The sequence below is a fragment of the Buttiauxella sp. AC142 genome (assembly GCF_979253435.1).
Window position 1 is genome coordinate 3253814 of sequence record NZ_CEEDCH010000001.1, and the last position, 13125, is coordinate 3266938.

At 50.9% G+C, this 13125-nt stretch carries 11 protein-coding genes and 1 pseudogene; 5 read left to right on the plus strand and 7 right to left on the minus strand.

Translation table 11 applies throughout. From position 1 onward, the window contains the following. Together ligA and zipA are read right to left on the minus strand one after the other, a co-directional pair. Positions 1 to 2018: pseudogene (gene ligA / locus AC0IWZ_RS15210) on the minus strand (NAD-dependent DNA ligase LigA). 68 nt (positions 2019 to 2086) lie between these two features. Beyond that, positions 2087 to 3079 (minus strand): cell division protein ZipA, encoded by a 993-nt coding sequence (zipA, locus tag AC0IWZ_RS15215; protein ID WP_410373451.1) that lies wholly within the window; start codon positions 3077 to 3079, stop codon positions 2087 to 2089. 230 nt (positions 3080 to 3309) lie between these two features. Here zipA and cysZ point away from each other — a divergent pair, with 230 nt between their 5' ends. From cysZ to crr, 5 genes are all read left to right on the plus strand, one after another. Continuing rightward, entirely contained in the window at positions 3310 to 4071 is a 762-nt protein-coding gene (gene cysZ / locus AC0IWZ_RS15220; RefSeq protein WP_471678989.1) for a sulfate transporter CysZ, read from the plus strand. Positions 4072 to 4223: 152 nt separating this feature from the next. Next, positions 4224 to 5195: a cysteine synthase A gene (gene cysK, locus AC0IWZ_RS15225; RefSeq protein ID WP_034497484.1), complete on the plus strand. Its 972-nt coding sequence runs from the start codon at positions 4224 to 4226 to the stop codon at positions 5193 to 5195. Between the two features lie 389 nt (positions 5196 to 5584). After that, positions 5585 to 5842: a phosphocarrier protein Hpr gene (gene ptsH, locus AC0IWZ_RS15230; RefSeq protein WP_034459025.1), complete on the plus strand. Its 258-nt coding sequence runs from the start codon at positions 5585 to 5587 to the stop codon at positions 5840 to 5842. 44 nt (positions 5843 to 5886) lie between these two features. After that, complete coding sequence (ptsI, locus tag AC0IWZ_RS15235) at positions 5887 to 7614, plus strand: phosphoenolpyruvate-protein phosphotransferase PtsI (protein ID WP_034497487.1); 1728 nt, start codon at positions 5887 to 5889, stop codon at positions 7612 to 7614. 40 nt (positions 7615 to 7654) lie between these two features. Beyond that, positions 7655 to 8164, plus strand: a complete 510-nt coding sequence (gene crr / locus AC0IWZ_RS15240; RefSeq protein ID WP_034459029.1) for a PTS glucose transporter subunit IIA — start codon at positions 7655 to 7657, stop codon at positions 8162 to 8164. A gap of 60 nt (positions 8165 to 8224) precedes the next feature. Here the strand turns inward: crr and cysM are convergent, their stop codons facing one another. The 5 genes from cysM to AC0IWZ_RS15265 all read right to left on the minus strand — a co-directional run bounded on the left by cysM (position 8225) and on the right by AC0IWZ_RS15265 (position 13022). Beyond that, the gene (gene cysM / locus AC0IWZ_RS15245; RefSeq protein WP_410373452.1) at positions 8225 to 9136 is read right to left on the minus strand and encodes a cysteine synthase CysM; all 912 of its coding nucleotides are present in this window, start codon (positions 9134 to 9136) and stop codon (positions 8225 to 8227) included. Between the two features lie 71 nt (positions 9137 to 9207). Then, entirely contained in the window at positions 9208 to 10308 is a 1101-nt protein-coding gene (gene cysA, locus AC0IWZ_RS15250; RefSeq protein ID WP_410373453.1) for a sulfate/thiosulfate ABC transporter ATP-binding protein CysA, read from the minus strand. Next, the gene (gene cysW / locus AC0IWZ_RS15255; RefSeq protein ID WP_034497493.1) at positions 10298 to 11173 is read right to left on the minus strand and encodes a sulfate/thiosulfate ABC transporter permease CysW; all 876 of its coding nucleotides are present in this window, start codon (positions 11171 to 11173) and stop codon (positions 10298 to 10300) included. Before cysW ends, cysA begins: the two co-directional genes overlap by 11 nt. Further along, positions 11173 to 12006 (minus strand): sulfate/thiosulfate ABC transporter permease CysT, encoded by an 834-nt coding sequence (gene cysT / locus AC0IWZ_RS15260; protein ID WP_034497495.1) that lies wholly within the window; start codon positions 12004 to 12006, stop codon positions 11173 to 11175. The genes cysW and cysT overlap by 1 nt, the downstream gene beginning before the upstream one ends. After that, positions 12006 to 13022, minus strand: coding sequence for a sulfate ABC transporter substrate-binding protein (locus AC0IWZ_RS15265; protein WP_115627657.1), 1017 nt, complete (start codon positions 13020 to 13022; stop codon positions 12006 to 12008). Before AC0IWZ_RS15265 ends, cysT begins: the two co-directional genes overlap by 1 nt. Between the last annotated feature and the right edge of the window lie 103 nt (positions 13023 to 13125).

Consider the following 13125-nt stretch of genomic DNA (forward strand, 5'->3'; position numbering starts at 1 on the left):
TCACGCACCTAATAAGCGAATCATTTCCGCTTCATCGATAACTTCAATACCCAGCTCTTGCGCCTTGACGAGCTTCGAACCAGCAGCTTCACCGGCAATCACCAGGTCAGTTTTCTTCGACACGCTACCAGCAACTTTAGCACCCAACTCAATTAAACGAGCTTTGGCATCATCACGGGACATAATGCTTAAGGAGCCCGTCAGAACCACGGTTTTGCCGGCAAACGGGCTGTCGATTTCTTCTGCGTTAATCACGACGGGAGCTGGCCAGTGAACGCCTGCTTCTTCGGTCAATTGGCGGATAACTTCGCGATTACTTTCTTCGGCGAAAAAGTTGAACACGTGCGTTGCAACCACGATGCCGACATCAGGTACTTTTTGCAGTTCTTCTATAGAAGCCGCTGTCAGCGCATCAAGCGTGCCAAAATAAGTGGCTAAGCCCGCTGCTGTCGCTTCGCCAACTTCACGAATACCTAACGCATACAGGAAACGGGCGAAAGTCGTTTCTTTCGACTTCGCAAGCGCATCGACAACGTTTTGCGCCGACTTTGGCCCCATACGATCCAGGCCAGTCAGTTTTCCAGCGGTCAGTTTGAAAAGATCTGCGGCGGTATGAACGTATTCTTTTTCAACGAGTTGATCGATTATCTTGTCGCCCATGCCATCAACATCCAGCGCACGACGAGAGACAAAGTGCTTAAGCGCTTCTTTTCGCTGCGCACCGCAAATCAAACCGCCGGTACAACGCGCGACGGCTTCGCCTTCGACTCGTTCAACATCCGAGCCGCAAACCGGGCAATGTGCCGGGAAGACAATTTCCGTCGTGTTTTCCGGTCGCTCAGACTCCACCACGCCGACAACCTGCGGGATTACATCCCCAGCGCGACGAATCACCACGCGATCGCCGATTCTTAACCCCAGACGCTCGATTTCATCAGCGTTATGCAAAGTGGCGTTGCTAACCAGTACACCTGCAACCTGCACAGGTTCCAGTCGCGCAACGGGCGTAATGGCGCCTGTGCGTCCCACCTGGAATTCGACGTCACGAACAAAGGTCATTTGTTCCTGGGCGGGGAATTTAAATGCCACCGCCCAGCGCGGCGCACGAGCAACAAAACCCAGTGTCTCTTGCAGAGCAAGTGAGTCCACTTTGATAACCACACCGTCGATATCAAAACCTAAAGTCGAGCGCTCTGCCTCAACCTGATGATAAAACGTCAGGACTTCTTCTGCTGTGTTGCAAAGACGAATGCGATCGCTGACTGGCAATCCCCATTCTTTGAACTGCTGTAAACGCCCGTGATGGCTGGCGGGTAATTCGCCACCCTCGAGCACGCCAACGCCATAACAGAAGAAAGTTAACGGACGTTTGGCGGTAATTCGCGGATCAAGCTGGCGCAAGGATCCCGCCGCTGCATTGCGCGGGTTAGCAAAAATTTTCCCCCGGTGCGACGAGCTTCTTCGTTGATCTTCTCAAAGCCTGCTTGCGGCAGGAAAACTTCACCGCGCACTTCGAGGCGGCGAGGGATGTTCTCACCGCGTAATTTCAGAGGAATGGCGCGAATAGTACGCACATTAGCGGTAATATTTTCGCCGGTCGTACCGTCACCGCGCGTCGCGGCGCTAATCAGCACACCATCTTCATATAGCAGGCTTACCGCGAGGCCATCTAACTTTAACTCACAGCAAAAAGTCACCGCTTCGGTGCTCTTTAAACGGTCCTGAATCCGTTTATTAAATGCGAGGTAGCTCGCCTCATCAAACACGTTATCAAGCGACAGCATCGGAACTTCATGGCGAATCTGAGTGAATTCGCTTAGCGGTGCCGCCCCAACACGCTGAGTAGGTGAGTCAGGGGTTATTAAATCTGGATGCGCTTCTTCCAGGGCTCGCAACTCACCCATCAGGCGGTCGTATTCCGCATCCGGGATTTCTGGGTTATCAAGCACATGATAGAGGTATTCATGATGGCGAAGCGTGGTTCGCAGTTGAGTAATTTGTTGTTCGATTGTGTCCATATCGCACCATCAATATAAAAAACCCCCGACATGCGGGGGTTTAGGGGAAAACATGTTCAGGATGAATTCTAGTGGCTCGCGTTAGCTTCAACCACTTCGCGAATACGGTCCTGATACTCACGCATTTTCTGCGGCGTCATCATACGACGTTGGTCATCAAGCACCACACCACCGACTTCATCAGCAATATGCTGAGCTGACTGGAGCATCAACTTAAAGTTTTGCGTCGGGTCACCATAAGACGGGACCTGCATGAAGATTGTCACGCCAGGCGTTGCAAAATTCGTCATGCTTTCTGGGTCAAATGAACCTGGCTTAACCATGTTCGCGAGGCTAAAGAGAACCGGACCGCTGCCATCAGGACTGAGATGACGATGGAAAATGTTCATTTCGCCAAAGATAAAGCCCGCTTGCTGAATACTGTTTAACAGCACATCGCCGTTAATCATGCTGCCAGCGTGCGCCGAAACGTTCAGTACAATCACCGTCTCTTTAAGACGAGCTGGCGCTTCAGGAGCCGGAGCAGGTTGTGCAACCACAGGCTCTGGCGCAGGTTCAGCATGCTGAACAATTGGCTGTTGCACGGGCGCTTGCGGAGCCACTGGCTGCGGTTGCTGTGCAATCGGCTGTTGAACAGGCTGCTGTACGGGTTGATGAACAGCTGGCTGATGTACTGGCGCAACAGGCGCTTCCTGACGCGGTGCTACCGGTTCAGGTTGACGCACAGGTGCACTCTGACGCGGCTCAGCAGAAGCGTAAGGCGGCTCGTACTGATGTTGAGGCGCTTGCGGCTGACGAGGCATTTCTGTCTCGCGATTCGCTGTTTCCGGCGCAGGGTTAACCCGACGCACACGCACCTCACCTACTCCATCATCTTGCTCATCGTCAGCCTCGTCGTCATCCGACTCGTGTTCGTCACGCTTAGACTTCATGCGCTTCATTGGACGATCACGAAAAACGGATGAACGCTCTTTACGACTCGTCCACAGACCGTGAACCAGTAAGGCTATTATGGCGATCGCGCCAACAATGATTAATATCAGACGCAAATCCTGCATCATTATATTCTCTGTTGTTCTAACACCTTGCCACCGCGGCAAACATTTACTTACTAAGAGTATTTGCCCATCTGCTCAAGTGCAAGTGCGCGCACGGTTTTCTCAGCATAAAGATGTACTGAAATCGATTTTTTGCTGTTTTTTCGACCATTTCCTAATAAGTTTTTCTCCTGGCAGTCAGTTATGATAACTCTGCACGTCATTGTAATGACCAAAAAGGAGTTCGTTCAGATATGGTTTCACCTTCAGGAGCCGGGCCACGTAGTGGCGTTTATTACTTTTCGCAAGGCTGGAAGCTGGTACATCAGCCTGGAATCAGGCGCTTCGTACTCTTGCCATTGTTGGTCAATATTTTATTGATGGGTGGCGCATTTTGGTGGTTGTTTACTCGCCTGGGTGTCTGGGTTCCCACTCTTCTTTCCTACGTGCCAGACTGGTTACAGTGGTTGAGCTATCTCATTTGGCCACTGGCGGTAATTTCTATCTTGCTGGTGTTTGGTTATTTGTTTTCAACCCTAGCCAACTGGATTGCCGCCCCATTTAATGGATTGCTGGCCGAACAACTTGAAGCACGCCTGACGGGTGCGACTCCGCCGGATACTGGCCTGGTTGGCATCATGAAAGATATTCCGCGCATCATGAAGCGCGAGTGGCAAAAGCTTGCCTGGTATCTGCCACGCGCACTGCTGCTGCTGGTGCTTTATTTCATTCCGGGTATTGGCCAAACCGTTGCACCTGTTTTGTGGTTCTTGTTCAGCGCCTGGATGCTGGCAATTCAGTATTGCGACTATCCGTTCGATAACCATAAAGTGCCTTTCAAAGAAATGCGCATCTCACTTCGCGAGAAAAAAGTGATCAATATGCAGTTTGGCTCGCTGGTCAGTCTGTTTACGCTGATTCCCTTCCTGAACCTGGTCATCATGCCAGTTGCCGTCTGCGGCGCTACTGCGATGTGGGTTGATTGTTACCGCTCCAAACATGCCATGTGGAAGTAATCTATCAGGAGCGGCTTATGCTGCTCCTTATTCCTTCTGGCTTCTGCTTATTTCCCTTCTACATATAGATATGCGATTTCTTTACTTCCGCATAACTTCTAAGCAGGTATGCTGATGAGGTTTCCCAAATTTCATACAGTTAAGGACGGGTTATGAGCAAGATCTATGAAGACAACTCTCTGACTATCGGTCATACGCCGCTGGTTCGACTGAACCGCATCGGTAATGGGCGCATCCTGGCGAAGGTCGAGTCCCGTAACCCGAGCTTTAGCGTTAAATGCCGTATCGGGGCCAATATGATTTGGGATGCCGAGAAACGCGGTGTACTCAAGCCTGGCGTCGAGTTAGTCGAACCAACCAGCGGCAATACCGGTATTGCGCTGGCATATGTTGCCGCAGCGCGTGGCTACAAACTGACATTGACCATGCCTGAAACCATGAGTATTGAACGCCGCAAACTGCTGAAAGCACTGGGTGCCAACCTGGTACTGACAGAAGGCGCGAAAGGTATGAAAGGAGCGATTCAGAAAGCGGAAGAAATCGTTGCCAGCGACCCAGAAAAATTCCTGCTACTGCAACAATTTAGCAACCCAGCTAACCCAGAAATTCACGAGAAAACCACCGGCCCAGAAATCTGGGAAGATACCGATGGCGAAGTGGACGTATTCATTGCTGGTGTCGGCACTGGCGGCACGCTAACTGGCGTTAGCCGTTATATCAAAAACACCAAAGGCAAAACGGACCTCATCAGCGTGGCCGTTGAGCCAACAGATTCTCCAGTTATTGCTCAGGCGCTGGCAGGTGAAGAACTCAAACCAGGCCCGCATAAAATCCAGGGTATCGGTGCAGGCTTCATTCCTGGCAACCTCGATCTTAAGCTTATCGACAGAGTTATCGCCATCACCAACGACGAAGCCATCTCTACTGCACGCCGTTTGATGGAAGAAGAAGGTATTCTTGCTGGGATTTCATCGGGTGCAGCGGTAGCTGCAGCGTTAAAACTTCAGGAAGATGAAGCATTTACCAACAAAAATATTGTGGTTATACTGCCTTCCTCCGGGGAGCGTTATCTGAGTACTGCCCTGTTCGCCGATCTTTTCACTGAAAAAGAGCTGCAACAGTGATGCCAGTCAGGTAAAAATGTGTAAAAAAGCACCCTAAAGGGTGCTTTTTTGTGGGGTTCGTCAAACTTTTGGCTACCCTGGCATTGCGTCGCCCTGTCAGGTCTGGTATCTATCCAGCAAATTATTTTGATGCGCGAAATTAATCGGAATGTGAGCTATATCTGCTGAATCGATTTAACGATTTGGTGCAAAATCACATTTCACGGCATAATGATTAATGACGAGCGAGCCGCTAAGCGCATGGTGAACGCCAGAGCACATTTCGCGGTTCCCGAAAGCATCCTGTGTCGCGTACAGTGTGACGTCGACGCTAACTATACAGGCTAAAGTTTTGCCACCAGGCTAGACTTTAGTTCCACAACACTAAACCTATAAGTTGGGGAAATACAATGTTCCAGCAAGAAGTTACCATCACCGCTCCAAACGGTCTGCATACCCGCCCTGCTGCTCAGTTTGTTAAAGAAGCTAAAGGCTTCACTTCTGAGATCACTGTGACCTCCAACGGCAAAAGCGCTAGCGCGAAAAGCCTGTTCAAACTGCAAACTCTGGGCCTGACTCAAGGTACAGTAGTGACCATCTCCGCTGAAGGCGAAGACGATCAGAAAGCAGTTGAGCATCTGGTAAAACTGATGGCTGAACTCGAGTAAGTTCTGGGTTCTTCGTAAATATCAGTCACAAGTAAGGTAGGGTTATGATTTCAGGCATTTTAGCATCCCCGGGTATCGCTTTCGGCAAGGCACTTTTGCTGAAGGAAGATGAAATTGTCATCGACCGGAAGAAAATTTCTGCCGACAAAGTTGCGCAGGAAGTTGAACGTTTTTTAAGCGGTCGCGCCAAAGCGTCATCGCAATTAGAAGCGATCAAAATTAAAGCTGGCGAGACCTTCGGTGAAGAAAAGGAAGCTATCTTCGAAGGCCACATTATGTTGCTGGAAGACGAAGAGCTTGAGCAGGAAATCATAGCCCTTATCAAAGATAAGTTAGTGACTGCTGATGCAGCGGCTCACGAAATTATCGAAGGCCAGGCCATTGCGCTGGAAGAATTAGACGATGAATACCTGAAAGAACGTGCGGCTGACGTACGCGACATCGGTAAACGTCTGCTGCAAAATATTCTGGGTCTGGCAATTATCGACCTGAGCGCTATTCAGGATGAAGTTATCCTGGTCGCTAAAGATTTGACTCCGTCAGAAACCGCACAGCTCAACCTGCAAAAGGTGCTGGGTTTCATCACTGATATCGGCGGCCGCACCTCCCACACATCAATCATGGCGCGTTCTCTTGAGCTGCCAGCGATCGTTGGTACGGGTAGTGTTACCAGCCAGGTGAAGAACGGCGATTACCTGATCCTCGATGCTGTTAACAATAAAGTTTACGTTAACCCAACCAACGACGAGATCGAAGCCCTGCGTGCTGTACAGCAACAGGTTGCTTCTGAGAAAGCTGAACTGGCGAAACTGAAAGACCTGCCAGCAATCACTCTCGATGGTCATCAGGTAGAAGTCTGCGCAAACATCGGTACTGTTCGTGATATCGACGGTGCAGAGCGCAATGGTGCAGAAGGTGTAGGTCTGTACCGTACAGAATTCTTGTTCATGGACCGTGATTCTCTGCCAACCGAAGATGAGCAGTTCGCGGCGTACAAAGCTGTTGCTGAAGCCTGTGGCTCACAAGCTGTTATCGTACGTACCATGGATATCGGTGGCGATAAAGAGCTGCCGTACATGAACTTCCCGAAAGAAGAAAACCCGTTCCTGGGCTGGCGTGCAATCCGTATCGCGATGGATCGTAAAGAGATCCTGCACGCTCAAGTACGCGCTATTCTGCGTGCTTCTGCTTTCGGTAAATTACGCATTATGTTCCCAATGATCATCTCTGTTGAAGAAGTGCGTGCACTGAAAGCAGAAATTGAAATCATGAAGGCGCAGCTGCGTGAAGAAGGCAAAGCGTTTGACGAAACTATCGAAGTTGGCGTGATGGTTGAGACTCCGGCTGCGGCCACGATTGCTCGCCACCTGGCTAAAGAAGTCGACTTCTTCAGTATCGGTACCAATGATCTGACGCAGTACACCCTGGCAGTTGACCGTGGTAATGATATGATTTCGCATCTTTACCAGCCAATGTCACCGTCTGTACTGACTCTGATTAAGCAAGTTATTGATGCTTCTCATGCAGAAGGTAAATGGACCGGTATGTGTGGTGAGCTTGCAGGCGACGAACGTGCTACACTTCTGTTGCTGGGTATGGGTCTGGACGAATTTAGTATGAGTGCCATTTCTATCCCGCGCATTAAGAAGATTATTCGTAACACGAACTTCGAAGATGCGAAGGTGTTAGCAGAGCAAGCTCTTGCTCAACCGACAACGGACGAGTTAATGACGCTGGTTAACAAGTTCATTGAAGAAAAAACAATCTGCTAATCCACCGGATGCGGCCCAATTTACTGCTTAGGAGAAGATCATGGGTTTGTTTGATAAACTGAAATCTCTGGTTTCTGATGATAAAAAAGACACCGGAACCATTGAGATTGTTGCCCCACTTTCTGGCGAAATCGTCAATATTGAAGATGTTCCAGATGTGGTTTTCGCCGAGAAGATCGTTGGTGATGGCATTGCAATTAAACCGACTGGCAACAAAATGGTTGCTCCGGTTGACGGCACCATCGGTAAAATCTTCGAAACTAACCATGCTTTCTCTATCGAATCCGATAGCGGCATTGAACTGTTCGTCCACTTCGGTATCGACACTGTTGAACTGAAAGGCGAAGGCTTCAAACGCATCGCAGAAGAAGGCCAGCGTGTTAAGAAAGGCGACGTAGTAATCGAGTTCGATTTGGCCCTGCTGGAAGAGAAAGCGAAGTCTACCCTGACTCCGGTTGTTATCTCCAACATGGACGAAATCAAAGAGCTGATCAAACTGACTGGTAGCGTGACCGTGGGCGAAACCCCAGTCATCCGCATCAAGAAGTAAGTTGTCCGCACAATAGAAAACGGCACCCTTGTGGTGCCGTTTTTGTTTGTATTTAAAATCTCAGATTCCAGAGCCTTGCGAGTAACTCTCTTCGCCAAATACGCCAGTTGATAAATAACGATCGCCGCGATCGCAGATAATCGCCACCACTACAGCACCGGGGTTGGCTTGAGCGACACGTAATGCACCTGCCACCGCACCGCCAGAACTCACACCGCAGAAAATCCCCTCTTCACGCGCAAGTTTGCGCATGGTTCTCTCAGCTTCAACTTGTGACATATCAATCACTTCATCAACCAGATTAGGGTTGAAAATCTTCGGCAACCACTCTTCTGGCCAACGACGAATCCCTGGGATACTGCTGCCATCTTCTGGTTGTAACCCAACAATTTTGACGGGTTTGTCTTGCTCACGCATAAACTGGCTGACACCGGTGACTGTTCCGGTCGTTCCCATACTTGAGACGAAGTGCGTGATTCGTCCCTGGGTTTGCCGCCAGATCTCCGGCCCGGTAGTGCTGTAGTGCGCATACGGATTATCAGGGTTGTTGAACTGATCGAGAACTTTGCCCTCACCTCGTTCATCCATCAAACGTGCCAGTTCACGAGCGCCTTCCATGCCCTGCTCTTTGGTCACCAGAATCAGTTCTGCGCCATAAGCCTGCATCGCCGCTTTGCGTTCCATACTCATGTTGTCAGGCATTAACAGCTTCATGCGATAGCCTTTGAGCGCAGCAATCATAGCCAGTGCAATGCCAGTATTGCCGCTGGTCGCTTCAATGAGCGTATCTCCTGGGGAGATTTCACCGCGAGCTTCTGCACGCACAATCATAGAAAGTGCTGCTCTATCTTTTACCGAGCCTGCGGGGTTATTCCCCTCAAGCTTTACCCAAATTTCACTGCCGTTATCAAGGCCGGTGCGCTGTAATTTAACCAGAGGCGTATTGCCAATCGTGCTTTCTAAGGTATTCACTTGCCTGTCCAAAAAATAAGAAAAGCGGCCACGTGGGCCGCCTTTGCGTGTCGTGTTGTTCAGTAAACTTATCAGGCGGATTGCGCGAGGTCTACCTGGCCATTATAAGTACTGTGAATTCTGTTCTTCCCATCATACAGGCGCGCATGTTGCAGGCCGACAAACAGACGCTCACCCCGCACAGGAACGTGATCTTCACGCAGCACAACCGTTAATGGTTCGTCATACCAACCCAGCGGCTGTACCACCAGCTGCATATAATGCCCGCGTGGGCTGATTTCCAGCACCTGCACCGGCAGCGGCGAATCAAGGTTGGTACGGCGACTGACGTCCACTTCCCACGGGCGAAGGAACAGATCGACCGGCCCCTGATGTGCCGGCGTAAAGCCCAGCGGCCAGCGGTGTGCGCCAACATGGAACTGGCTGCCACGCACAATGCCTTTCATACGGTTCACTTCGCCAAGGAACTCCAGCACGAAGCGAGTCGCCGGTTCACGCCACACGGCTTCCGGCGTATCAACCTGCTCGATATTCCCCTGGCTCATCACCACCACGCGATCCGCGACTTCCATCGCTTCTTCCTGGTCGTGCGTAACAAACACGCTGGTGAACTTCAATTCTTCATGTAACTGGCGCAGCCACCGGCGTAGCTCTTTACGCACTTGCGCATCCAGCGCGCCAAATGGCTCATCGAGCAGCAGAATCTGCGGCTCAACGGCTAACGCACGGGCCAGCGCGACACGCTGTTTCTGCCCGCCAGAAAGTTGTGCGGGGAAGCGATCCGCCAGATGGGAAAGCTGCACCATCTCCAGCAAACGGGTGACTTTTTGTTTGATAACCGCAGACGACGGGCGTTCACGGCGAGGTAGCACCGTCAGACCAAAAGCGATGTTATCGAACACCGTCATATGGCGGAACAGCGCGTAATGCTGGAATACAAACCCTACTTTACGTTCACGCGCATGAATTCGACTGACATCGGTGCCATGGAAACTAATACGCCCGCTGTTCTGGTGCTCAAGCCCTGCAATAATACGCAGCAGCGTGGTTTTGCCGGATCCTGACGGCCCCAACAACGCCACCATTTGACCAGAAGGGATATCCAGCGAGATATCATTCAGCACCTGGGTGCGACCAAAAGATTTCTTAATATTGGTAATATCAATGCTCATGATTCCCCTCCTGTTGCAGGCGTTTTTCCTGGCTATTCAAACGCCACTGCACCGCACTCTTTAAGAACAACGTAACGATTGCCATCAGGGTCAACAACGCCGCCGCGGTAAACGAACCGACAGTGTTGTAATCCTGCTGTAGCAATTCAATCTGTAACGGCAGCGAGAATGTCTCGCCGCGAATAGAACCCGATACCACCGACACCGCACCAAACTCGCCAATGGCGCGGGCGTTGGTTAACACCACGCCGTAAAGCAGCGCCCAACGGATATTTGGTAATGTGACGCGGCGGAACATCTGCCATCCTGACGCGCCCAGCAAAATTGCCGCTTCGTCTTCCTGGCTGCCCTGGCTTAACATCACCGGCACCAGTTCGCGAACCACAAACGGGCAGGTGACGAAAATTGTCACCAGCACCATGCCCGGCCAGGCGAACATAATCTGAATATTATGTTCGTCCATAAAGCCTGCCAGCGGGCCGTTAGAACCGTAAAACAACAGGTAAACCAGGCCGGCAACCACTGGCGAAACCGCAAATGGAATATCCAGCAGCGTGAGTAACAACTGGCGGCCAGGGAAATCAAAGCGTGTCACCAGCCAGGCCAGCAAAATACCGAACACCAGGTTTACCGGCACGGTAATCAGCGCAATCATGACGGTGAGCCAGATTGCGTGCAGCATATCCGGGTCGACAATATTGTTCAGCGCAGGCATCAAACCTTTCGAGAATGCCTGCGCAAAAATTGAGGCGACCGGCACCACCAGCAGCAAAAACGAAATCAGCACGCCGATACCAATCAGCGCCCATTTTCCCCAGTTAAAACCGGTACGGCGATAGCTTTTCAATTCAGTTACGTCCGTCATCAGTGACCTACCACGCGCCGACCAAAGCGGCTTTGCAACGTGTTAATGGTGAACAACAACAGCAATGACGCGGCGAGAATGACCGAAGCAATTGCGCTGGCTGCCGGGTAGTCAAACTCCTGCAAACGCACGAAAATCATCAGCGAGGTGACTTCGGTTTTCCAGGCGATGTTCCCGGCGATGAAAATCACCGCACCGAATTCCCCCAGACTGCGGGTGAATGACAACGCAACGCCTGCCATTAACGCCGGAGAAAGCTCCGGTAAAATCACGCGGCGGAAGCTCTGCCAGCGCGTCGCGCCCAGAGTTTCTGCAGCTTCTTCGTATTCTGGCCCGAGTTCTTCAAGCACAGGCTGAATGGTGCGTACCACAAACGGAATACTGGTAAATGCCATTGCCACAGCAATACCCAACCAGGTGTAAGTCACTTTGATGCCAAACTGTGCCAACCACTCGCCATACCAACCGTTAACGGAAAACAACCCCGCCAGCGTTAAACCTGCAACAGCCGTTGGCAGAGCAAACGGCAAGTCCATCAAAGCATCGAGCAGGCTGCGGCCCGGAAATTGATAACGCGTTAAAATCCACGCCATTAACATGCCAAACGCGCCGTTAAAGATTGATGCAACCCCCGCCGACAGCAGCGTGACTTTATAAGCTGCCACCACCTGCGGGTTAGTAATCACTTCCCAATACTGAGCCAGCGTCATCTCAGAAAGCTGCATCACCAGCGCACTGAGTGGCAGCAGTAAAATCAAACAGACGAACAGCAAACTGGTGCCGAGGCTTAAGGTAAAGCCCGGCAGCACCCGTTTAGAAGCAACAGCAAACATTACTCACGCCCCTTGCCGAGCAACTTATCGAACTCACCGCCACTGGCAAAGTGGGTTTTCATCGCTTCCGGCCAGCCGCCAAATTCATCTTCCACGCGGAACAGGTCGGTCTGCGGGAATTTATCTTTCAGCTTCGCCATTACTTCCGGGTTATTCACGCGGTAGTAATAGTCAGTGATGATGGTTTGCGCCGCCGGGCTGTACAGGAAGTTCAGGTATTCTTTCGCGGCTTTTTCGGTGCCGTTGGCTTTAACGTTTTTATCCACCCAGGCCACCGGGAATTCAGCAAGAATGTTGACCTTTGGCACCACGACTTCGTAGCCGTCTTTGGCGTACTGGTTACGAATGTTGTTCACTTCGGACTCAAAACTAATCAGCACGTCGCCGAGGTTACGCTCAACAAATGTCGTCGTTGCACCACGGCCACCGGTATCGAACACTTCAACGTTTTTCAGGAACTGCGTCATGTACTGTTCGGTTTTGGCTTTATCGCCACCGTCAGCTTTGTTCGCCGCCCCCCACGCACCTAAATAGGTGTAGCGCGCGTTACCAGAAGTTTTCGGATTCGGGAAAATCAGTTTCACATCCGGGCGAACCAAATCGCTCCAGTCGTGGATATTTTTCGGATTACCTTTGCGCACCAGGAACGCCATGGTGGAATAAAACGGCGAACTGTTGTTGGGTAAACGGGTCTGCCAGTCAGCAGGGATAAGGTTGCCTTTGTCGTGCAGAATCTGCACATCCGAAACCTGGTTATAAGTTACAACGTCAGCTTTTAAACCTTGCAGAATCGCCAGTGCCTGTTTTGATGACCCGGCATGAGATTGTTTAATCACCAGCTTGTCGCCGTTATTTTCCGCAGCCCACTGTTTCTGGAAAGCAGGATTCAGGGCAGCAAACAGCTCGCGAGACACATCATAAGAGCTGTTCAGCAGTTCTGTGGCGTGAGCTGAACCTGCCAGCAACGCAGAAACAACCAGAGCACTCCAGACTTTTTTGACTGACGTATTGACCATTTGGCACCCTTATAAATGTGATAACCGCCGAACTTTATGGTTACCAGTGTATTTATAACGAGTGTCAAAGCTGTAACGGTTTTATATATCGTTTGGTGATTTG